Source organism: Actinomadura luteofluorescens (genome assembly GCF_013409365.1).
In the GTDB taxonomy this organism is placed as follows: domain Bacteria; phylum Actinomycetota; class Actinomycetes; order Streptosporangiales; family Streptosporangiaceae; genus Spirillospora; species Spirillospora luteofluorescens.
On record NZ_JACCBA010000001.1, the window covers coordinates 3,757,382 to 3,779,451 of the forward strand.

16 protein-coding genes are annotated in these 22,070 nt (G+C 73.5%); 6 read left to right on the top strand and 10 right to left on the bottom strand.

Features of this window, described 5'->3' with window-relative positions:
• The first annotated feature begins 56 nt into the window (after nt 1-56).
• The 4 genes from BJY14_RS17295 to BJY14_RS17310 all read left to right on the top strand — a co-directional run bounded on the left by BJY14_RS17295 (nt 57) and on the right by BJY14_RS17310 (nt 6,050).
• Entirely contained in the window at nt 57-1,475 is a 1,419-nt protein-coding gene (locus BJY14_RS17295; protein WP_179844559.1) for a bifunctional cytidylyltransferase/SDR family oxidoreductase, read from the top strand.
• A 105-nt stretch (nt 1,476-1,580) separates the two neighbouring features.
• Nucleotides 1,581-3,389, top strand: a complete 1,809-nt coding sequence (locus BJY14_RS47235; RefSeq protein WP_179844560.1) for a CDP-glycerol glycerophosphotransferase family protein — start codon at nt 1,581-1,583, stop codon at nt 3,387-3,389.
• A 38-nt stretch (nt 3,390-3,427) separates the two neighbouring features.
• Nucleotides 3,428-5,395, top strand: a complete 1,968-nt coding sequence (locus tag BJY14_RS17305; protein WP_179844561.1) for a glycosyltransferase family 2 protein — start codon at nt 3,428-3,430, stop codon at nt 5,393-5,395.
• 40 nt (nt 5,396-5,435) lie between these two features.
• Entirely contained in the window at nt 5,436-6,050 is a 615-nt protein-coding gene (locus tag BJY14_RS17310) for an acyltransferase (protein WP_179844562.1), read from the top strand.
• 26 nt (nt 6,051-6,076) lie between these two features.
• Here the strand turns inward: BJY14_RS17310 and BJY14_RS17315 are convergent, their stop codons facing one another.
• From BJY14_RS17315 to BJY14_RS17360, 10 genes are all read right to left on the bottom strand, one after another.
• Nucleotides 6,077-6,679, bottom strand: coding sequence for a hypothetical protein (locus BJY14_RS17315; protein ID WP_179844563.1), 603 nt, complete (start codon nt 6,677-6,679; stop codon nt 6,077-6,079).
• Nucleotides 6,676-8,127, bottom strand: coding sequence for a glycosyltransferase (locus tag BJY14_RS17320; RefSeq protein ID WP_179844564.1), 1,452 nt, complete (start codon nt 8,125-8,127; stop codon nt 6,676-6,678). The genes BJY14_RS17315 and BJY14_RS17320 overlap by 4 nt, the downstream gene beginning before the upstream one ends.
• Before the next feature lie 16 nt (nt 8,128-8,143).
• Nucleotides 8,144-8,671, bottom strand: a complete 528-nt coding sequence (locus BJY14_RS17325) for a hypothetical protein (protein WP_179844565.1) — start codon at nt 8,669-8,671, stop codon at nt 8,144-8,146.
• Complete coding sequence (locus BJY14_RS17330) at nt 8,668-9,954, bottom strand: glycosyltransferase (protein ID WP_218905437.1); 1,287 nt, start codon at nt 9,952-9,954, stop codon at nt 8,668-8,670. The genes BJY14_RS17325 and BJY14_RS17330 overlap by 4 nt, the downstream gene beginning before the upstream one ends.
• Before the next feature lie 2 nt (nt 9,955-9,956).
• Nucleotides 9,957-11,555: a glycosyltransferase family 4 protein gene (locus BJY14_RS17335; RefSeq protein ID WP_218905438.1), complete on the bottom strand. Its 1,599-nt coding sequence runs from the start codon at nt 11,553-11,555 to the stop codon at nt 9,957-9,959.
• Between the two features lie 64 nt (nt 11,556-11,619).
• A complete protein-coding gene (locus tag BJY14_RS17340; RefSeq protein ID WP_179844566.1) occupies nt 11,620-12,924 on the bottom strand; it encodes a nucleotide sugar dehydrogenase in 1,305 nt (434 codons plus the stop codon).
• A 3-nt stretch (nt 12,925-12,927) separates the two neighbouring features.
• Nucleotides 12,928-14,532, bottom strand: a complete 1,605-nt coding sequence (locus tag BJY14_RS17345; protein ID WP_218905439.1) for a glycosyltransferase family 2 protein — start codon at nt 14,530-14,532, stop codon at nt 12,928-12,930.
• Nucleotides 14,522-15,550 (bottom strand): Gfo/Idh/MocA family protein, encoded by a 1,029-nt coding sequence (locus BJY14_RS17350; RefSeq protein WP_179844567.1) that lies wholly within the window; start codon nt 15,548-15,550, stop codon nt 14,522-14,524. Before BJY14_RS17350 ends, BJY14_RS17345 begins: the two co-directional genes overlap by 11 nt.
• A complete protein-coding gene (locus BJY14_RS17355) occupies nt 15,547-16,656 on the bottom strand; it encodes a DegT/DnrJ/EryC1/StrS family aminotransferase (protein WP_179844568.1) in 1,110 nt (369 codons plus the stop codon). The genes BJY14_RS17350 and BJY14_RS17355 overlap by 4 nt, the downstream gene beginning before the upstream one ends.
• Before the next feature lie 146 nt (nt 16,657-16,802).
• The gene (locus BJY14_RS17360; RefSeq protein ID WP_179844569.1) at nt 16,803-18,581 is read right to left on the bottom strand and encodes an ATP-binding protein; all 1,779 of its coding nucleotides are present in this window, start codon (nt 18,579-18,581) and stop codon (nt 16,803-16,805) included.
• Between the two features lie 217 nt (nt 18,582-18,798).
• Between BJY14_RS17360 and BJY14_RS17365 the strand changes: the two genes are divergently transcribed.
• Together BJY14_RS17365 and BJY14_RS17370 are read left to right on the top strand one after the other, a co-directional pair.
• The gene (locus tag BJY14_RS17365; RefSeq protein ID WP_312879273.1) at nt 18,799-20,178 is read left to right on the top strand and encodes a DUF2201 family putative metallopeptidase; all 1,380 of its coding nucleotides are present in this window, start codon (nt 18,799-18,801) and stop codon (nt 20,176-20,178) included.
• Between the two features lie 17 nt (nt 20,179-20,195).
• Nucleotides 20,196-22,049: an ATP-binding protein gene (locus BJY14_RS17370; RefSeq protein ID WP_312879275.1), complete on the top strand. Its 1,854-nt coding sequence runs from the start codon at nt 20,196-20,198 to the stop codon at nt 22,047-22,049.
• Nucleotides 22,050-22,070: the final 21 nt, after the last annotated feature.

Below are 22,070 nucleotides of genomic sequence, written 5' to 3' on the forward strand. Positions count from 1 at the left end.
TCGGTTTCCGGCCGCCGTTCCGGCTGCCATGAAGAAGAAGGACGGTCGCATTGGTCATGGCGCCGCAGGGTGAGCATCGCGTCGTAGCCGTCATCCTGGCGGGTGGCAGCGGACAGCGGATGGGTCTCAGCACCCCCAAGCAGCTCCTCAAGATCGCCGGGAAGACGATCCTCGAGCACACGCTGTGCGTGTTCGAGGAGGCCCCCGACGTCGACGAGATCATCGTCCTGATGAACCCCGGCTTCCTCCAGGACGCCGCGGACTGCGTCCGCAGGGCCGGCTGCACCAAGGTCAAGGCCGTGCTGCCCGGCGGGACGTCCCGGAACGCGACAACGCAGCTCGCCCTCGACGCCCTCGCCGACCACCCGGCCGAGACGACCAGCGTGCTGTTCCACGACGCGGTGCGCCCGCTGCTGTCGCAGCGCATCATCCGCGACTGCGTGGCCGCGCTGCGCGAGCACCGGGCGGTGGACGTCGCCATCCCGTCCGCCGACACGATCATCCAGGTCGACGAGGACGTCATCGTGGACGTCCCGCGCCGCGCGAACCTGCGCCGCGGGCAGACCCCGCAGGGCTTCCGGCTCGCCACCATCCGCGACGCCTACGAGAAGGCCTGGCGGGACGAGAACTTCGAGGCGACCGACGACTGCACAGTGGTGCTGCGCTACCTGCCCGGCACCCCGATCTACGTCGTCCCCGGCGACGAGCACAACATGAAGGTCACCGAGCCGGTCGACATGTTCGTCGCGGACAAGCTGTTCCAGCTCGCCTCCTCCGACGCCCCCGACCTGACCGAGGACGAGTACGCCGCGGCTCTCGGCGGCAAGACGATGGTCGTGTTCGGCGCCAGCCAGGGCATCGGCGCCGCCATCGCGGAGCTCGCCCAGCGGTTCGGCGCCCGCGTCTTCGGCTACAGCCGCGGCGCCACCCGCACCCACGTCGAGCGGCCCGACGACGTCGCCGGCGCGCTCGCGCAGGCCTACTCGGCGACCGGCCGCGTCGACTTCGTCGTCAACACGGCGGGCATCCTGCGGATCGGCCGGCTCGACGCCATCGACCCCGAGGCGATCGAGGAGGCACTGCGGGTGAACTACCTCGCGCCGATCCACATCGCGCGCGCGGCGTTCCCCTACCTCGCCAAGACCGGCGGGCAGCTGCTGCTCTACACCTCCAGCTCCTACACCCGCGGTCGCGCCGACTACAGCCTGTACTCCTCCGCCAAGGCGGCGACGGTGAACCTCACCCAGGCGCTGGCGGACGAGTGGTCCGGCGACAAGGTGCGGATCAACTGCATCAACCCCGAGCGGACCAGCACCCCCATGCGGACCGCGGCGTTCGGCCAGGAGCCCCCGCACACCCTGCTGAGCGCCGACCAGGTGGCCCGCACCTCCCTCAACGTCCTGCTGTCCGGCCTCACGGGGCAGGTCATCGACGTGCGCCGTGAAGACCCCCTCAGCGGCGGCCGCTCCGGCTGACCGCCCCACCCCCGCACGCGCCCGCCCGGCCCGGCGGGCGCAGGTCCCCCCTTCCCCTCTCCACAACGCGCCACCCCTCAGGCGCTGAACAGACGGAGGTGTGCCGTGCGGCGTCTCGTCTCCCGGTACTCGGCTCTCATGCGGTACTCATCGGTGTTGTGGCTGCCCGTCACCCTCGGGCTGCTGATCGGGGCGGCCGCGGCCGGGTGGCCCTGGGCCTTCCTCGGCGCCGCCGTGCTCTGCTACGCGGCGGAGTTCGCCGTCGGCCGGACGCTGCCGGACGCGGCCAGGCCGCTGCGCTGGGGCCAGATGAGCCCGGGCGCGCGGGTGCTGGTCCGGCAGGCGGCCCTGGTGCTGCTGCTCGTCCAGTCGGGCGACGCCGGCAGGCCGACCGTCGTCCTGGCGGCCGTCGGCCTCCTGCTGGTCGACTGGATCCGGGCCGCGACCCTCGCCGGCGCGGTCGCCTCGCGCCGCGTCAACCGGCTCCCCTTCGTCACCCGCAACCTCGGGCAGGGCGAGCCGGCGCTGCCCGTTCCCGCCACCCCCCGGCAGGCCCGGCTGACCCTCCTGCTGGAGAGCCACGCCGACCTCCTGCCGCTGCTGTTCGGCACCGCCGGGCTCCTGCTCGGCCTCCCCGTCCTGGTGGTCGCGGGGCTCCTCGGCACCACGGCCGTCGCGATCGCCGTCGCGTCCGCGCAGCTGCCGCGGCTGCGCCGGATGCGCGCCCTCCTCAACGCCGAGCGGACGGGCCACGACGTGCAGCGCCGCGTCGACCGCTACAAGCCCGAGGTCGTCCTGTACTTCACCGGCCCGGCCACGACCGTCTACCAGGCCAACATGTGGCTGGAGACGCTGGAGCGCCTGGACCGCAAGGCGATGGTCCTCGTCCGCTCCCCCGAGGTCGTCGGCGCGCTCGCGCCGACCCCGCTTCCCGTCGTGTGCGTCACGCGGGCCGAGGACATGATGAACTTCGACCTCGGCACCGTGAAGGTCGCGCTCTACCCGGGCAACACCGGCAAGAACCTCCACCTGCTCCGCGAGGAGCACATCAAGCACGTGTTCGTCGGGCACGGCGACAGCGACAAGGGCCCGAGCTCCAACCCGGTCAGCAAGGTCTTCGACGAGGTGTGGGTGGCCGGCCCGGCGGGCCGCGACCGCTACCACAACTCCGACGCCGGGGTGCGCGACGAGGCCATCGTCGAGGTGGGCCGCCCGCAGCTCGGCGAGATCACCACCGAGCCGTCCGGCGGGCCCGTCCCCACCGTCCTGTACGCGCCCACCTGGGAGGGCTGGGACAGCGAGCACGGCTACAGCTCCCTGCTCGGCATGGGCGAGCGGATCGTCCGGACGCTGCTGGACCAGGGGCCGCGGCTGCGCGTCATCTACCGGCCGCACCCCTACACCGGCCGGCGGCTGCCGGAGGCCGCCGCCGTGCACGCCCGGCTCATCCGGATGATCGAGCAGGCGAACCGGAGCGGCGCGGCCGGCCACCAGGTGGTCACCGGCGCGGACGCCTCCCTCTACGAGTGCTTCAACCGGTCGGACATGCTGATCACCGACATCTCCAGCGTGATCTCCGACTACATCCCGAGCCTGAAGCCGTACGTCGTCGCCAACCCCGACGGCATGGACGAGAACCTCTTCAAGACCGAGTTCCCGTCCGCGTCGGCGGCCTACCTGCTCAGCCCCGGCTGCGGCGAGCTGACCGACATCCTCGCCGTCGCGGCGACGCCCGGCCAGGACCCGCTGGCCGCGGAGCGGCGCACGCTCCGCGACTACCTGCTGGGCCCGGAGCACCCGGACGCCATGACGCGGTTCGCCGCAGCCGTCGACGCGCTCGCGCAGGCCGGCCCGCGGTCGACGATGTACGGAATCTCCGGTCGAGCGGTCACGGCGGCCCCCGAGCACGCCTAAAGTGGCCCTCACAGTCACCACCCGAGCGTAGAGGGACCATGACGCAACCCCTGGTCAGCGTGATCATTCCGGTGTACCAGTGCCGGGACACGGTGGGCGGGGCACTGGAGTCGGTCTTCGCCCAGTCCCTGCCCGCCGAGCAGGTCGAGGTCATCGCCGTCGACGACGGCTCGACCGACGGCGGCGGCGAACTGCTGGACGAGCTCGCCCGCGCCCACGACCGGCTGACGGTCGTCCACCAGCCGAACTCCGGCGGCGCGGGCGCGCCGCGCAACCGGGGCCTGGAACTGGCGTCCGGGACGTTCGTGTTCTTCCTGGACGCCGACGACCGGCTGGGCCCGGAGGCGCTGGAGCGCATGACGGCGATGGCCGAGCGCAACGGCACCGACATCGTCCTCGGCAAGCAGGTCGGGACGGGCGGCCGCAAGGCGCCCAAGGTGTTCGACCGGTCCGTCGAGCGCACCCACGTGCTCGACCCCGGCAGCGACCTGTTCGGGCGGATGTCGATGGCCGCGCTCCAGCTGTTCCGCCGGTCCCTGGTCGAACGGGCGGGGCTCCGCTTCACCGAAGGCCTCGTGGCCCACGAGGACCAGCTCTTCACCGCCGGCGCCTACCTGAACGCCGGCGGCGTCTCCGTCCTCGCCGACTACGACTGCTACTACTGGGCCGCCCGCGAGGACGGCTCCAGCGCGACGCAGGGGGCGGGCGCCCCGCCCGCCGACCTGTACGCGATCATCGGCCGGGCGATGCGGCAGGTCGCCGACCACACCGAGCCGGGCGAGACCCGGGAGCGGCTGAACCGGCGGTACCTGCGGCTGGAGGTCTTCGGCCGCCTCGACCGCCTGTACCTGGACTCCTCGCCCGACGACCGGAAGGTCACCCTCACGGGCTGCCGCGAGCTGCTGGAGGAGTGGTACACCCCCGCGCAGCGGGAGCTGGCCCACCCCCTCCACCGGGTGATCGGGCACTGCGTCCTGCACGATCTCGAAGACGAGCTGCTGGAGGTCCTGCGGTTCCGCCGCGGCGGGTCGCGGCCCCGCCTCCACCTGGAGGACGGGCGCGCCTACCTGAAGTACCCGTTCTTCCGCGACGCCGCCGTCCGCATCCCCGACGCGTGCTTCGCGAGCCCCGCGCCCCTGGTGGTCCTGCCCGCCCTGACGCGCCTGGCCTGGGAGGACGGCGCCCTTCTGGCCGGGGGCAGGGTGGTCGTTCGCGACGTGGACGAGGGAAGCCCCACGGTCCGCCTGCTGCTGGAGGACGGCGACGGCGGCCGCCGCGCGGTGGAGTGCGAGACCGTCTCGGCCGCGCCGGCGGACGAGGGCGTCGAGGCGTCCTTCACCGCCGCCGTCGGCCCGGAGGCGGCCGACCTGCCGGACGGCCGCTGGACGCTGCACATCGAGGTGTCGCTCAGCGGGCACGTGCGGACGGTTCCGCTGGTCAGGCCGCGCGACCTGCCCCTTCCGCGGGCGGCCCTGGCGGGTACCCGCCTCCTGCGCCCGGTGCGGGCGCGCGCCGGCGAGCCCCTCGCGCTGGAGGCCGGAGCCTCCCTCACCTCCGCCGACTTCGGCGACGTCGAGGTCGGCTGGGGGCCGGGGCGGCGGGTCCGGGTGCGGGCCGACGCGCCGCCCGTCCTCGGTGACGGCCCCGCGATGAGCGTCCAGTTGCACCACGCCGACGACGGCACGACGATCAGCGCGCCGCTGGAGGCCGCGCCTGACGACCCGTCGCACCTGCGCGCCGACCTCTCCCTCGCGGGCGCGCGTCCCGGCCGCTGGCGGGCCCGCTTCGCGGTCGACGGCGCGGGCGAGCCCGTCCCGGTGCGTCTGCCCGCCGAGGGCGGCGGCGTCCTCGGGCCGGTGACCGCGTCGGTGGTGCCGCCGCGCCGCGTGCACGTCAAGATGGACCGCAGGACGGCGACCGTGCACGTCACCGCGCCGATGGGGTCGCTGGCGCGGCGCACCTGGCGGCGGCTGCTCCCGGGCGGGGGCACGAAGCCGCGGCCGTGACCCGCATCCACCCGCTGAACATCCGCATGGAAGGCACCGAATGAGTCACCGCATCCTGCCGAGCGCCCAGGTCGACCCCGGCGCGGAACTCGGCGACGGCACCACCGTGTGGGACCTCGCCCAGATCCGCGAGGGCGCCCGGCTCGGCGCGGGCTGCATCGTGGGACGCGGCGCCTACGTCGGCGCGGGCGTGCGGATCGGCGACAACGTCAAGCTGCAGAACCACGCGCTCGTCTACGAGCCCGCCGTGCTGGAGGACGGCGTGTTCGTCGGCCCCGCCGTCGTGCTCACCAACGACCGCGAGCCCCGCTCGGTGGACCCGGACGGCAGGCTGAAGCGCGGCGACGACTGGGAGGCGGTCGGCGTCCACGTCGCCGAGGGCGCCTCGCTCGGCGCCCGCAGCGTGTGCGTCGCGCCGGTCCGCGTCGGCCGCTGGGCGATGGTCGCCGCGGGCGCGGTGGTCACCCGCGACGTCCCCGACTTCGCGCTGGTCGCGGGCGTCCCCGCCCGCCGGATCGGCTGGGTCGGCAAGGCCGGCGCCCGGCTCACCGAGCGTTCCGGGGGGACGTGGGAGTGCCCGCGGACCGGTGAGATCTACGTAGAGGCGCCCGCCGGCGACGGCTCGGAGACGACGGTCCTGACCGAGAAGGGCTGACCCGCCCGGGGGCGGCGGGCGGCCGGTCAGGGCTTGGCGTCGAGGCTGCGCTCCTGCCGCGTCGTCACGACGAGGTCGGGGTGCAGGCGGGCCAGCCGGCGGCCGAGCGGCACCGACGTCCGGTCCATCACGATGACGCGGACGAGCCCGCCCGTGTCGATCTCGCGCAGGACGCGCCGCCGCGCGATGCGGGCCAGCACGTGCGGCCGGACGTGCCGGTAGAACGGCACGAAGAGCCGCCGGTGCACGGCGCGGGAGCCGCGGCTCCGGGCGCGCTCCAGGCGGGCGCCGAGACGGCCCGCCCGCGCCACCGGCCGGACGGCGACCCGCGGCGCCCTGATCACGAACGTGTGCTCCAGCCAGGGCAGCGGGTGCCGGGCCTCCGCCCTGTCGAGCCGGTGCAGGCGCACCCGCTCGTCCAGGCCCGCCCAGCCGTCCGGCTCGGCGGTCACCACGTCGACCCGGGCGCCCTCCTCCGCGAAGTGCCCGGCCAGCCCGATGACCCGCTTGTGCTGGCGCTTGGCGGGCACGGCGGGCGCCGGGTCCATGGCCAGCCTGGGGTCCATGGCCAGGACCAGCACCTTCGGCGGCTGCGCGCCGTGCACGTCACCGTCTCCCACCATGGTCACCCGCCCACGCCGCGCCTGCGGGCGGCCAGCTCGTCGAGCCGCCCGACGAGCGGCTCCAGCGTCACGTTCCGTTCGAACCGGTCCGCGTAGGCGCGGGCCTCGGCCGCCTGCCGTTCGTCCAGTCCGGCGGCCGCCTTCGCCGCCGCGACCATCGAGGCGGCGATGTCGGCCGGGGCGAGCCCGCCGGGGTTGAACCACAGCGGGTACCCGCGCAGCAGCTCCTCGGCCGCCGACCCGGGCGTGTGGACCGACACGATGGGACGTCCCGCCGCCATGTACTCGAAGATCTTCCCGGAGGTGACGTAGCGTCCGCCCCCGTTGAGGAACACCAGCACGTCGGAGTCCTGGTAGACGTCGGCGAGCGCCGTCTTGGACACCGGACCGCGGTGGTGGACGCCGGGGGCGAGCAGCTGCTCGTCGGCCTCCGCGTCCTCGGCGGCGGCCGCCTGCTCGGCCATCGCCGCCCCGCCCCCGACCTCCTGGGCGGTGACGGCCTCGGCCGCCGCCTCGGCCGCGGCCGCGAAGCGTTTGCGGAGCTTGTTGTCGGTGCCCTGGAAGAACCCGAAGTAGCCGTAGAAGTTCAGGGTGGCGGCCCGCATGTCCGAGTGCGCGCGGGCGCGGGAGAACCCCTCGATCAGCTCCTCGATGGGCTGCTTGTCGGTGACCGTGCCGACGAAGGAGAAGCGGGGCGCGTGCCCGTCCGTCGTCGCGCGGGCGGCCGGGGGCGGCGCGGCGCTCTGCGGGAGCGTGTCGGCGTCCCACCCGTTCAGGACGGTCATCATGCGGTCCGCCGCGCGCGGGTAGCGCTCGGCGTGCCAGGCGCGCTGGGCGTCGTTGACGTACAGCGAGTTCGCCGCGGACCGCAGCACCCGGCGCTCCCAGCGCCAGGCGGGATGGTCCTCGTCGAACATCGGCTCCTCGCTGAACTGGTCGAGGGTCCAGGAGTCGCGGTAGTCGATGATGTAGGGCGTGCGGGTCAGCTTGTGGAACAGCCATGCCGCGGCGAACGAGGAGTACGGGTTCCCCGTCGCGAGGACCACGTCGAACCGGCGCCGCGCGTGCATCCGCAGAGCGCGCCGGACGGAGTCGCGCCCCCACGACGCGTAGTGCTCCGGGAAGACGTGCTTCTGCCCCCACGTGTACAGCGACTGGGCCAGCTGGGGGAACGCCCCGCGGAACCGGCTGTACTCGCGCAGGTCCGTCTGCCAGACGAACCGGTTCAGGTCCGGGCGCACCAGCGTGATCCGCGGGTCGACGGTCTCCATCAGCTTGTCGTCGACCGAGCCGATCGTGTCGTACAGGAACGGGAGCGGCGCCGCGAAGACCGTGACGTCCCAGCCCAGCTCGGTCAGCCGGTTCGCGGTCGCCCGGGGCCGGTACACGCCGCTGGCGCGGGACGGCGGGAAGTAGAAGGCGAGATAGAGAAGGCGTGGGCGGCGTTCGGTCATCGAGTCATCCTCTGGCTCAGCCTGCCGGGGACCTTTCATGGGCGATGGAGTAGGAGAGCGCCGCTCCGGCGTCCGTGATCGTTTCCGCGAGCTCGGACACGGTCACCAGCGACTGCGGGTCCGCGATGACGACGAGGTCGATGGAGCGGCCGCGCAGCAGTTCGCGCTCGACCATCCTGCGGCGCACCGCACCGGCGTCGCGCCGGTAGAGGCGGGCCAGCCGCCGGTCGACGGGCCGGGCGACGCGCCTGCGGTACGCCGAGTCGATCCGCTTCCCCAGCGCGCGCAGCGGCCCGGGGAAGCACACGCGCAGCAGCAGCGCGGGAATCCGGAAGAGCGCGATCCGCACCGCGGCGGGACGGTAGCGCCGTTCGAGCGCGGGCAGCTCGACGGCGTCGACGCCGTCCGGAAGCGGGTCCTTCGCCCACGTCGAGGTCTTGCGCACCAGCACGGCGGCGGTGCCGCCGTCCGCGAGGACCTGCGCCGCCTCCCGGACGACCGCGGGCCGGCGGGAGGCGCCGAGCGCCACGAACAGCACGTTCACGCTTCTTCTCCCCCGTTCGCGGCACCGTCGTTCTCCGCTTCGGGCCCGCCGTCCGCTCCGGCGGCCGCGCCGTCCGCTCGGGCCTCCGGGAACCAGTGCCGGTGGTGCGCCTCGGCCACCGTGCGGTATCCGAATCGCCCGTCCAGGATCTCGCGGGCCTTCGCCAGGTCGAGGCCGTCCGGGAAGCGGTCCCGCAGGCGGCGGTAGCCCGCGACGATCGAGCCCGAGTTCTCCTCGACGTCGATCATTTCCCCCGCGGCGGTTTCTATGCCGGCCAGGGTGCGTTCGGGGCCGCCGCAGCGGGTGACGAGCACCGGCAGGCCCGCCGCCACCGCCTCGATGATCGTCACGCCGAAGGTCTCCCACCGGGCGGGGTGGACGAGCAGGTCGTGCTCCCGCATGAGCCGCGCCGCCTCGTCGGGGGCGACCGCGCCGGTGAACGACACCGCGCCCTCGACGCCGAGCTCCGCCGCGCGCTCCTTGAGCTGCTGGGCCAGCACGCCCGGCCCGGCGATGGTCAGCGTCAGCCCGGAGTCCTCGGCGAGGCACTCGGCGAACGCCTCCAGCAGCCAGCCGACGCCCTTGCGCTCGACGAGGGTGCCGACGTAGAGCCAGCGCCGCAACTCGGTGACGGGACGCTCGCGCGGCTCCCCGAACGAGATCGGGTTGGAGATCATCTCGATCTTGTGGGCGAGCGCCGGGAACGCCTCGGCGAGCGTGTCCCGCAGCACGTCGGTGACCACGAGGAAGCCGGTGCAGCGCTCCAGGACCCGCTCGTACATCTCCCGCGAGTCGGGCTGCTCCAGGACCTTGTCCAGGAAGGACGCGTGCTCGGTGACGAACACCCGCGCGTCCGGGCGGGCGTTCTCCAGTGCCGTCCAGCCGCCGCGCAGCCCCACGTGTGCGTGGACGACGGGCGCCGGGATCGGCTCGCCGCCCAGCGCCTCGCGCAGCCACCTGGCGTGCTGCACCGCGAGCTCGGCGAAGGTGTAGTCCGGGACCGTCGGCACCGGGACGCGCACCAGCCGCGAGCCCGCGACGTCGGGCGCGGGGTGCAGCGCGACCGGCAGGAGGCGGCGGTGCGCCTCGCGCGCCGCCTCGACCTCCTCCGCCGGCTGCCGCATCAGCCACGCCTCGGTGTGGTAGACGGTGACGTCGCCGCATCCCGGGGCCGTCGCCTCGACCATCGACCGGACGAAGGATCCGGCCCACTCCTGCAACGGGTTCGGATACCAGGGCGTGACGACCGCCACGCCGGCGCCGGCGCTGCTGTCCGCCGCCATCGTCAGTCCTGCGCGCCGATGAGCTGGTCGTCCGGATCCGCCGGGGGCGCGCCCGGAGCGGGCCTCGCGGCGGACGGCAGCAGCTTGGAGTAGACGCCGTCCAGGATCTCGGCCTGCGCCTCCCACGTCCATTCGTGGAGCAGTTCGGGCCGGTCGTCGTACACCGCGCGGTACCGCCGCGGGTCGGCGAGGACGGCCTCGACCGCCCGCACGTAGTCGTCGAGGTCCTCGGCGCGGAAGACCTCGCCCTGCCCGGTGGCCTTCGCCATGTCGCCCATCGCCTCCACGTCGCTCACGACGATCGGCAGCCGGGCGTGCGAGTACTCGAAGAACTTCGTGATCAGCGCGATCTCGTGGTTGGGCCAGTGGTGGATCGGGATGACGCCGACGTCGGCCGTCGCCAGGAACGGGACGACCTGGTCGAACGGCACGTAGGGCAGCGTGTGGACGCGGTCCGCGGCGCCGAGTTCGGCGGCGCGGGCGACCAGGCCGCGGACGTACTCCGACCCCGCCGAGGAGACGACCAGGGCCACGTGGAGCCCGGGCAGCCGCGGCAGCGCCTCGATCATGATGTCGAGGCCGCGCTGCGGGGCGGCGGCGCCGCTGTAGACGGCGATCGGGGTGTCCGGCCCGACGCCGCACATCTCACGCATGTCGGGAACCGGATCGGACGTGCTCGGCTCGCCCCCGGTGATCGGGGCGTTGAGCACGACGGTCGGCCTGCCGCGCAGGCCATGCCGCTCGACCAGCCGGTCGGCGAGCGCCTCCGAGACGGTCACGACCGCGTCGGCGTCGCCCGCGTACTCGCGCTCGTACGCGCACATGGCGGGGTGCCAGCGCGGATCGGAGCCCCAGGGGCGGATGCCCGGCAGGAACTCGTGCGCGTCCCACACGAGCTTCACCTTCCGGCCCTTCGCGCGGGCCCGCCGCACCGAGCGCGCGGCCACGCCGAGCATGCGGAAGTCGTTGGCGTGGACGATGTCGGGTTCGAGCCTGTCGATGACCTTGCCGTAGGCGCTGTCCCAGTCCCACAGGTTGCGGTTCAGGACGCGCCACGCACGGTCGCCGAGCACCTTCAGCCAGAAGCCGATCGTGAGCCGCTCCACCGGCGAGCGCGGGTCGAGGCGGGCCGCGGCGAGCGACTCGGTCTGCCGTACCCGCAGCGCCACCCACCGCGACTGGAACTTCGCCGTGACCCGCCGGCCCAGCAGCCACACCTTGCGCGCCGGGCCGCGGGAGTTCCGGTCGAGGCGCGCGGCGGCGAGGTCGGCGCGCCGGGACTGCACGAGCCGCCGCCGGTAGTCCGCCACCTTCGGGTGCCCGTAGGCGAGCGGGCGGCGCAGTGTGGCGCGCAGGACGCCGTGCCGGTCGCGCAGGAGCACGTGCTGCACCGGCAGGAGCCGCACCCGCGCGCCGCCGATCCTCCAGGAGCGGCGCCTCTTGCCCCGCGCGCTGCCGAGCAGGTGCACCTCCCACCCGGAGTCGGCCATCGACTGCGCGGCCTTCTGCACCCGGGAGTCGCGCACGACGTCGTTGTCGACGAGCATGACGACGCGGCCGCGCGACGGCCCGCCGGGAACCGTCTCGTCTTCGATTTGCATTCGGATCTCCAGTCGCGGTCGGCCGGGGCGCTTGCGCGGACCGGCCCGAGCGGTCAGCGAGCGGCTACGAACCGGTCCGGGCGTCGGGGGCGCCGATGACGACGCGGTGCACGCCGGGCCAGCGGGTGGCGTCGGTGACGCGGCGGCCGTCGACCAGGGCCTTGACGCCCGGCAGGTCGTCCGCGCCGAGTTCGCGGTAGGCGGCGTGGTCGGACTGCACGATCGCGGCCGTGACCGACTCGCCGCGGTGGGGCGGCAGGCCCAGGGCCTCCAGCTCCCCGGCGGTGTACAGGGGGTCGGAGACGTACGGGACCGCGCCGCGCCGGCGCAGCGCCTCCACCGTCGGGAAGACGCCGGAGAACGCCGTCTCCTTGACGCCGCCCCGGTACGCCGCGCCCAGCACGAGGACCCCGGCGCCGGTCAGGTCGCCGTAGGCGTCGGCGAGGAGGCCGACGGCGTACTCGGGCATGCCCGTGTTGGCCTCGCGGGCGGCGCGGACGACGGTCGCGTCCGGGTCGTTCCACAGGTACATCCGCGGATACACCGGGATGCAGTGGCCGCCGACGGCGATGCCCGGCTTGTGGATGTGGCTGTACGGCTGGGTGTTGCAGGCCTCGATGACCTTCATGACGTCCACGCCCGCCGCGTCGGCGTAGCGCGCGAACTGGTTCGCGAGGCCGATGTTGACGTCCCGGTAGGTCGTCTCGGCGAGCTTGGCGAGTTCCGCCGCCTCCGCGGAGCCGAGGTCCCAGACGCCGTTCGGGCGGTCGAGGTCCGGCCGCTCGTCGAAGTCGAGGACCTGCTCGTAGAACTCGACGCCGTGCCGGGCCGACGCCTCGTCGACGCCGCCGACGAGCTTGGGGTAGCGGCGCAGGTCGGCGAACACCCGTCCGGTCAGCACGCGCTCGGGGCTGAACACCAGGTGGAAGCCGTCGCCGGCGGTGAGGCCGGACCCCTCCGCCAGCATCGGGGCCCAGCGGTCCCGGGTGGTGCCGACGGGCAGCGTCGTCTCGTAGCTGACGAGCGTGCCGGGGCGCAGGCCCTGAGCGATGGAGCGCGTCGCGGCGTCCATCCAGCCGAAGTCCGGGACGCCCTCCGCGTCCACGAACAGGGGCACGACCACGACGACGGCCTCGGACTCGGCGACCGCCGCCGCCGTGTCGGTCGTCGCCGTGAGCAGCCCGGCGCGCACCGCCTCGCCGAGGTGGACGTCCAGCTCCGCCTCGCCGGGGAACGGCTCGCGACCGGCGCCCACCTCGGCCACGACGCGTTCGTCCACGTCGGCGCCGATCACCCGGTGGCCCTTGCGGGCGAACTGCACCGCGAGCGGAAGGCCGATCTTGCCGAGCGCGACCACGCAGATCCGCATGTGCTACCTACCTCCAAGGGACGTCACGCGCCGGACCCGCTGGGCGACGGCCTGGGCCGGACGTACCGGACGTGTCTCGATGATCGTGCCGTGCCGGTCGTCGCCGGCCACCGCCAGCCGGTAGGGCCTGGCGCGGTGCCAGAAGAGCTCGCCGCGCGGGTCGGGCACGACCGGCGCCGCCGCGGGCACGGCGACGTCGTGCGTCTCCCCGGCGGCGCGGACGATCAGCCTCAGTACGTGCCGGGCCTTGCCGGACGCCGCCGTGAGCACCCCCGGGATCCGGGCGGTGACGTGCAGGCCGTCCTCGCGCGCCTCGCGGGTCGTGTACTCGTCGAGGTCGAGGGTCTCGCCGTCGCCGCGGGGGGCGAGCGCGAGCCGGGCGGTCGCGGGGTCGGCGGCCTCGGGGCCGGTGAGCGGGGTCCGGACGGTGATCTCCACCGTGTCGCGGTCGCGCCGCACGGCGACCGTCCGCGCCTCCTGGGACAGCCGCTTGCGCATCCCCTTGGTGATCTCGAACAGGTCGTCCGGCAGCCCGAGGCGGGGGTCCTCGAAGCCCTGGTAGGCGAGGTAGGTGCGGCCGTCCTTGAGCGCGATCAGGTAGGGGCGCTCGGCGACCCCGTCCCGGATCGCCTCGCACAGCAGGTCGACCTCGCCGAGCTGCGCCAGCCGGAGCCGGGCGCGGCGGACGATGGGCAGCGTATAGAGGACCTCGTCGGTCACGTACCGCTCGACGAGGCTCCCGACGCGGGCGGCGACGTCCTCCTGCGCCGCGCGGTCGAGTTCGAGGAACCCTTCCCGCGTCGGCATGGTCAGCTCCCAGCGCGCGTGCCGCCTGAGGATCGCGTCCCGCTTCGGGCCGGGTTCGATCAGGTCGGCGACGACGCCGAACAGGCTCTCCGCGCATTCGAGCCGGGTGTGGACCTGGACGGCGCCCTGCGTGATGTTGCCGCCGTCGTCGCGCAGCACCGCGTAGTAGCAGGTGTAGTCGGCGAGGACGGAGATCCGGCGGGCGCGCACGCACGCCTCGAGGGTGAACGGCTGGTCGCTGCCGATCCGCATGTGCTCGTGGAAGCGCAGCTTGTGCCGCTCGACCAGCTCGCGGCGGAACAGCTTGCAGTTCGACAGCACCCACGGCAGCACCGAGTCGTACAGGTCGATCTCGGGGCGGTTCTCGGCGAACAGCTCGGGGCGGCGGACGGCCCGCCCGTTGACGCCCTCCATCTTCCCGACGAGGACGTCGGAGCCCCACTCGTCGGCCGCCGCGACCATGCGCTCCAGCGCCTCGGGGCCCAGGTGGTCGTCGGCGCCGACGAAGTAGACGTAGCGGCCGGTCGCGTGGTCCAGCGCCCGGTTGCTCGGGGCGGCCGGGCCGCCGGAGTTCGGCTGGCGCAGCACCCTGATGACGTCCGGGTGCTCCGCGGCGAACCGGTCCAGCTCGGCGCCGCTGCCGTCGGTGGAGCCGTCGTCGACCGCGACGACCTCCATGCGGCCGGGGCCGATGCTCTGCCCGACCAGCGAGTTCAGGCAGTCGGTCAGGTACGGCATCGTGTTGTAGACCGCGACCACGACGGTGACGTCGGGTACCCCGGCGGCTGCGTCAGACGGCACCGAGCACCTCCCCTGGGAGCAGCGTGACCGTCTCGCCGAGACGGGCGGACTTCAGGACGGCGGCCGACACCTCGACCGTCCGCAGGCCCTGCCGCAGGGTGACGACGTCGCCCGGGGCCGATCCGCCGGGGCCGGCGAGGACCGCGTCGCGGAAGCGCTCGTGCTCGACCAGCAGCGGCTCGCGCTTCGGGATCGCGTACCGGATCATGTCGCCCTCGGAGACGCCGCGGAACGCGCGCAGCGCCTCCCACTCGGTGTTCACCTCGCCGTTGGCGTAGAACGTGAGGTCGGCGGTGAGCGTGTCGGCGATGAAGCAGCCGCGCTCGCCGGTGACCACGGTGGTGCGCTCCTTGAGCGGGCTCAGCCAGTTCACCAGGTGGTTGACCATGGAGCCGTCGGTCAGCCGCCCGACGGCGGCGACCATGTCCTCGTGCGGGCGGCCGCTGCGCGCCACGGTGTGCGCGGAGATCGACACGTAGTCCTGGCCGGTGACCCACCCGGTCAGGTCGATGTCGTGGGTCGCGAGGTCCTTGACGACGCCGACGTCGGCGATCCGGTGCGGGAACGGGCCCTGGCGGCGCGTGACGACCTGGAACACCTCGCCCAGCTCGCCCGCCTCCAGCCGGCTCCGCATGCTCTGCAGCGCCGGGTTGTAGCGCTCGATGTGGCCGACCCCGGCCACGAGCCCGCGCGACTGGAACGCCGTCACCAGCCGCTCGGCGGCCTCCACCGAGTCGGCGAGCGGCTTCTCGATCAGCGCGCCCGCGCCGGCCTCGGCGAGCGCGAGCCCGATCTCCTCGTGCAGCGCCGTCGGGCAGGCGACCACGGCGTAGTCGACGCGGGCGTCCAGCAGTTCCTGGAGGGACGCCATGAGCGGCACCCCGTGCGGGGCGCCCTCGGGACGCCCGGCCGGGTCGACGATCCCGACGAGGTCGACGCCGGGCAGCCCGGACAGGACCCGGGCGTGGTTGCGTCCCATCACGCCGAGCCCGACCAGGCCCGCGCGCAGCGCGCTCACGACGCGGCCCCGGCGGCGTTGACCGCGTCGGCCACGCGCGCCAGCTCGTCGTCGGCGAGGGACGGGTGCACCGGCAGCGACAGCACCTCGGTCGCGGCGCGCTCGGTCTCGGGCAGGTCCCAGCGCGGGTCGGGGGCGCCGTCCTTCAGGAACGGCCGGAGCCGGTGGACGGGGTTCGGGTAGTAGACGGCGCTGCCGACCTTGCGCTCCTCGAGGCGCCGCTGGAAGGCGTCCCGGTCGCCGGCGACGCGGACGGTGTACTGGTGGTAGACGTGCCGCACGCCGGGCGCGACCGGCGGCACCACCGCGCCGGTGATCTTGCCGTCCAGGAACCGGGCGTTGCCGATGCGGCGCTCGGTCCAGCCGGGCAGCCGCTTGAGCTGCTCCCGACCGATGGCCGCGGCGACGTCGGTGAGCCGCACGTTGGCGCCGACGATCTCGTTGGCGTAGCGCTGCTCCATGCCCTGGTTGCGCAGCAGCCGCAGCGTCCGGGCGGTCTCCGCGTCGGCCGTGGTGATCATGCCGCCCTCGAGGGCGTGCATGTTCTTGGTCGGGTAGAAGCTGAAGCAGCCGATCGTGCCCAGGGCGCCCACCGGGGTGCCGCCGTGGGCGGCGCCGTGCGCCTGGCAGGCGTCCTCGACGACGGCGAGGCCGTGCCGCTGCGCGATCGCGCCGACGCGGTCCATCGCCGCCGGGTGCCCGTACAGGTGCACCGGCATGATGGCGGCGGTGCGGGGGCCGACCGCCGCGGCGACCGCGTCCGGGTCGACGCAGAACGAGCCGCGCTCGATGTCGACGAAGACGGGCTCGGCGCCGACGAGGCGGACGACGTTGGCCGTGGCCGCGAACGTGAACGAGGGCACGATCACCTCGTCGCCGGGGCCGATGCCGAGGGCCATCATGCTCAGGTGCAGGGCCGAGGTCCCGGAGTTGACGGCGACGCAGTGGCGGCCCGCCACCAGCGCGGAGAACTCCTCCTCGAACGCGGCGACCTCGGGGCCCTGCACGACCCGCCCGCTGCGGAGCACGCGGACGGCCGCCTCGATCTCGGCCTCCCCGATCACGGGACTCGCCGCGGGGACGGGCCTTTCCGATTCCACGGGCATGCACAGGCTCCTTAGGGCAGGACGATGAGCAAGGGCTTCCTCGCGGGGGACAGATCGCGACCGGACAAAGATGCGCACTCTCGGCGGAAGCCTGTCTGACGGACGGATTCTAGCCAAGTCGGACCGTGGCGAGGACGTTTGCCGATCTATCCCCCCTGGAGACCTCCCATGAAGACGCCCGTCCAAAACCGCTGCCGCTCCGGATCGGCTCCGAACAGGTACGTGGCCTTCAGCTTGGGCGGCAGCAGCGGCGCCAGCCGGGCGGCCGCCTCCTCGTGCCGGCGGAGCTGCGACAGCTCGGCGTTGGCGAGGACGCGGTGCACGATGTCGGTCGCGTCCGAGCCCTCGTCCCCGGCCGCGCGGAGCCGCTCCACCCAGACGTCCAGGTCGGCGGCAAGTTCGCGCAGGCCGGTCACCTCCCGGCGGGCCAGCCGCGCCTCGAGGGCGGTGAGCGAGACCGGCGCGTAGTCGCCGTCGCCCAGGTACATCTTGCCGACGTCCAGGGGCAGCCCGGTGCCGTGCAGGCGGATGAGGCGCTCCAGGGTGCGTTTGGTCATCCACTGCCGCCCCTCGTCGTCGATGTCGTTCTTCCACCACTCAAGGACGGTTTCCGCCACCCCGCCGTAACGGGAAATAAGCCATTCGTTCGCCGGAATGTCATCTGGCTCGATTTCCAGCGAGACCGTGAAGCGGGACGCCTGCGCGATGGTGTTGCGTGACACCAGCAGCTTGCGGCCCAGGTAGTACGGAGGATTCTGCAAGGCGATCTGCGCACGGAGATCCTTGATGCGCCGTCCGGCCAGGGACCACTCCTGCGTGACCTCCATGAGGCGGGCGAAGGTGGCCTTGTCCTTGGGACGGTTGTACTCGTCCCAGACGATGGCCTTGTCGCCCGGCTCCAGGAACGGGCCCGACAAAAGGTTGTCGAGGGTTCCGTCCAGAGCCGGGACGGGCGCGCACAAGTCCTCCACGTTGGTGACGGGCAGAGAGAAGTAGAGCGGCTCCGCGCCGAGTTCGTCCCGGACGACCTCCTTCACCACCTCCGTCTTGCCGCAGCCGGGCGGTCCCTGGACGAGCACGGCCCAGCGCCGCTCGATCGCCGCGCGGACGACCCGGCGGACGGCGTCCGGCACGTGCGCAGGGTTCGGGACGTCGGCCCCGGCGCGGCGCAGTTCGGCGGCGATGCGGCCGAGGATCTCGGGGGCCTGGTCGGCTCCCCGCTTCTTGTCCGAGGCGGCGAGCGGCAGACGGCGTCCGTCCACGAGGGGCAGGCCCCAGGCGAGCGGGAACCCGGCGAGCGCGCAGTCGAGGACGTGCTCCAGCGTGCGCGGCGACAGCAGCCTGCGCAGCTCGGCGGGCAGCGACGCCCACACCCGGAACACGCCGGTGAGGTCGACGCCGCGGAACCTGCGCGACAGCGCGGCCCGCCAGGCGGTGTCGGCTGCGGTGACCCGCAGCGTCGCCATCCGGTCCAGGACGGCCGGGTCCGTGCGCAGCGCGGCGGTCTCGGTGAGCGTCTCGTTGTCGGTCAGGAACACCCCGACGCAGCCGAGCGCGCGCAGGTCGTGCTCGCCGAGCGTCCAGTTGCAGGCGATCTGCATGAGCTGCGACTGGATCGTCGCGCCCGCCTGGAGCGAGTCGTCGATGAGCAGCACGAACGGCTTGCCCGGCTTGAGCTGCCCCATGATGAGCTGCCGCAGCACCAGTTCCCCGTCCTGCCGGACGGGCGCGTTGACCAGCAGGTCGTCCGGCGTGAGGTTCGCCGCGGGGACGTAGACGAGCGCGGTGCCCTCGCGGCGCCTGACGTGGTGGAAGAACGTGGAGGTCTTGCCGATGCCGTGCTCGCCGAAGACCTGCCCGGTGATCCCCAGCTCGATCATCGTGTCGATGAAGCGGGCCAGCCGCGGCCCGTCCGGCATGCTCATGCGTCAAGTACACCGGTCCGGAGACGTCCGGATCACCCGATTTACCCGCTGACCCGCCGCCGCTCCCCCGGCCGCGGCCCGGAGCCTGTCGTATCGGCCCGCTATCGTTCCTGGCTCCGGATGTCACAGGGCGGGATCGGAGAACGCCATCTACACGGGGAAGGGCGCGACCGGGGGCCTCCGCCGGCTCCTGGCGGAGGAGGCCGCGGACCCGGAGGTGGTCGAGCAGGCCCGCCGGCGCAAGGAGTCCGTTCTGCTGGGCTTCGGTGCGGGGCAGAGCGTGGTGGCGTCCTGGCTGTACGCCAAGTGCCATCACCACATTCCGACCACCGCGATCCCGACGGCGGCCGTGACGGCCACCGGCGACGGAAGCTGCGCCCTGCTCTACAACCCGTACTTCTTCCTGGAGCTGGACTACGACGGCGTCGGGTTCGTGCTGTTCCACGAGGCCCGGCATCTGATGCACCGGCACCTCCACGTGGACGAGGAGCTGCGTTCCGACCCGGTGTTCACGATGGCCGCCGAGGTGTCCATCAACCATGTCGCCCTGCGCCGGTTGGGACGGTCCGGCCTGCCCACGGTCCCCGCGCGCACGGCGTCCGGCGCCGGGGAGCGGGAGCCGGTCGGCGTCGACCCCGACCTGGTCTACGAGGCGTACCGGGACGATCTGCGGCGGCAGGGGCTGGCGCCGCTCCCCTACGACGAGTTCAGCCACACCGATCTCACGGTGTACGGCGAGCTGCGCCGGATGAAGGCGCTCAGCGAACCCGTCACGGCGTACTGCGTCCACCTGGGCGGCGACGATCCCGGCGAGACGAGGCACGGCGACCGGCTTGGACGGCGGGACCTTCCCCTGGACGCGGAGACCGTGGAGCGGCTGGGCGGCGAGGTCCTGCGCGAGGTGATGCAGGCCGCGCTGCGCGGGAACCCGGCGGCGCGCGGCGAGCTCCTCGATCTGGCGGGCCGCACGGCGGACGGCGGTGAGCGGCTGGAGCGGCTGTGGGGGAGCCTGGGCCTGGACAGGCTGCGCGGCGTCACCCCGAAGACCCGCCGGGTCGACTGGTGGCAGCGGTGGCTGACCGACGTGCTCGCCTCGAAGCTGAGCGAGGGCGACCGCCTCGTCTACCCGAAGAAGCACGGCGCGGTCCTGCTTGCCCTGGGCCACGACCCGATGCTGGTCCGGCGCGGACCGGAGCGGACGAAGGTGATGCTCGTCGCCATCGACACGTCGGGATCGATGCCCGACCACGTGATCGACTGGCTGACCACGCTGGTCGGCTCGACCGACGGGGTGGAGAGCCACTGGCTCTGCTTCGACGGTGTCGTGACGCCGTTCGTTCCCGGCGAGCGGGTGGCGGGCGGAGGCGGCACCGACTTCCAGAACGTCGTCGACTACGCCGAGGGCCGGCTGGAGGTCGACGGCAGGCGGTTCGAGACCGAACCCGACGCGGTCATCATGGTGACCGACGGCCGCGCGCCGCACGTCACCCCGGCCGCCCCCGGCCGCTGGATCTGGTTGATCACCGACGGCGGCGACGACTGGCCGGACCACCACCGCCCGCCGATGGCGTGCCACCGGGTCACGTCCGGGCGATGAGCGAGGAGAACCGAACAGTGACGGCTGCGGGACGGCTGTGGAGACCCACCGCCACCTATCCCGGTCCACCGGAGCACGGCCCCGCCACGAGGCTCGAGAAGTTCATCGACGCGATGATCTCGACCGGGCAGACCGGGCAGATCTTCGGCGAGCACGGCATCGGCAAGACCTCCACGTTCGTCTCGTACGTGCCGGAGCGCTTTCCCGGCACCGCCCTGGTCGTCGTGCCCGCCGCCAACCTCTCCCCCGACGACCTGCTGGTGAACGCCCCGGTGCGCGACGACCGCAGCGGGGAGCTGGTGCTGCGCCAGCTCGTCATGCGGCAGCTCGTCCCGGGCAGGCCGTTCGTCCTGCTCATCGACGACTCGCTGCAGGCCGGCAACGCGGTGCAGTCCCAGCTGATGCAGATCGCCTGCGACTGGAGCCTGGGCGAGTACGACCTGCGCGAGCTCGGCTGCGTCGGGGTGTTCCTGACCGACAACGAGTCGCTGGCCGAGACGGGCGTCCGCCGGTCCGACCCGGCGATCCTGGACCGGATGGTCACCCTCCGGCTGACCGCGAACGACACCGCGTGGCGGGCCGCGCTGGCCGAGCGGTATCCCGACTGGGATCTGCGTGAGGTGTTCCGCGACTGGGCCGCGCTCAGCCCGGAGCTGCGCCACCTGCTCTCGCCGCGCACGCTGCAGCACGTCCTGGACTGCGCCCGCGCCGGCTTCCCCCTCGCCTGGGGGCTGCCGATCCAGAACGGCCGCCGGCTGGCGCTGGCGGAGGAGGATCGGGACGGCCGGCCGGGCCGGGACCGCACGGCCGAGGTGCTCGACGGCATCGCCGCGGCGGTCGGGGCGGGCAACCCCGCCACCGTCGCCGACCCGGTCCGCCGCATCCTGCGGGCCGCGGTCGCCAACCGCTGGGCCGTCCTCCTGCAGGGCCCGCCGGGATGCGGCAAGACGGAGATCACCAAGCAGATCGCCCGGGAGGAGACCGGCCACGAGCCCGTCTACTTCTCGCTGCCGGTGACCAGCGTCGAGGACCTGTGCGTGCCGGTGCCCACCCGGGACGGGTCGCTGGAGACCATGCTCGCCCGGCCGCTGCTCGACCCGAGGCCCAGGGTGCTGATCTGGGACGAGTACAACCGGCCGAAGGACAAGGCGGCCTTCGCCAGGCTCATGGAGATCACTCAGGAGTGGACGCTCGCCGGGCGCCGGCTCCCCGGCCTGCGGGCGCAGGTGGCGCTGCAGAACCCTCCCTACCATCTGGGCCGCAAGCTGCTGGTGGCCGCCAACAACGTGGCGCAGGCCAGCCGGTTCACGGTCAGCTACGAGGTCCACCCGGACGACATCCCGGCCAACGAGTGGCTGATCTCGACCTACGGCGAGACGGCCGAGACGGTCCTGGAGTGGTGGAAGAACGACATCGACGACGAGGGCCGTGACTGGGTCACCAAGCGCACCATGGAGCGGCTGATCAAGCTGCACCGGGCGGAGATGCCGCTGCAGCCCGGCCTGATGTACCTCGGCGACGGCGAGTACGCCCCGGTGCCGCTGTCCGGGCTGGAGGCCCGGCTGGCGGACCGCCGGCGGATCGGCCTGGTGGAGATCGCCGAGGACCGCGCCGGGTGGGAGGCCCGGCTGGCGAAGGCGGCCGAGACGTCGCGGGAGGGCACCGACGACACCGATCTGGTCCACCAGGTGTTCTCCAACGCCGAGGTGTCGCAGCTGGAAAGGCATCTCGACGTGGTGGCCCGGCTGCTGCCGTACCTGCCGCCGAAACTGCGGGCCACCTACCTGGTCGGGCAGACCCGGGAACGCCAGCGCTTCTGGGTGGCGGCCCTGGCGCGGATGGCCCAACTGTCCGCGAACGGCCGCGCCTGAACCGTCCGAGTGGCCGCGGCG

What these genes read in the sequence shown, in the direction of transcription:
- BJY14_RS17295 (WP_179844559.1), top strand. Translation starts at nt 57, where the DNA reads ATGGCGCCGCAGGGTGAGCATCGCGTCGTAGCCGTCATCCTGGCGGGT.
- BJY14_RS17305 (WP_179844561.1), top strand. Translation starts at nt 3,428, where the DNA reads ATGACGCAACCCCTGGTCAGCGTGATCATTCCGGTGTACCAGTGCCGG.
- BJY14_RS17310 (WP_179844562.1), top strand. Translation starts at nt 5,436, where the DNA reads ATGAGTCACCGCATCCTGCCGAGCGCCCAGGTCGACCCCGGCGCGGAA.
- BJY14_RS17320 (WP_179844564.1), bottom strand. Translation starts at nt 8,127, where the DNA reads ATGACCGAACGCCGCCCACGCCTTCTCTATCTCGCCTTCTACTTCCCG.
- BJY14_RS17330 (WP_218905437.1), bottom strand. Translation starts at nt 9,954, where the DNA reads ATGGCGGCGGACAGCAGCGCCGGCGCCGGCGTGGCGGTCGTCACGCCC.
- BJY14_RS17335 (WP_218905438.1), bottom strand. Translation starts at nt 11,555, where the DNA reads ATGCAAATCGAAGACGAGACGGTTCCCGGCGGGCCGTCGCGCGGCCGC.
- BJY14_RS17340 (WP_179844566.1), bottom strand. Translation starts at nt 12,924, where the DNA reads ATGCGGATCTGCGTGGTCGCGCTCGGCAAGATCGGCCTTCCGCTCGCG.
- BJY14_RS17355 (WP_179844568.1), bottom strand. Translation starts at nt 16,656, where the DNA reads ATGCCCGTGGAATCGGAAAGGCCCGTCCCCGCGGCGAGTCCCGTGATC.
- BJY14_RS17360 (WP_179844569.1), bottom strand. Translation starts at nt 18,581, where the DNA reads ATGAGCATGCCGGACGGGCCGCGGCTGGCCCGCTTCATCGACACGATG.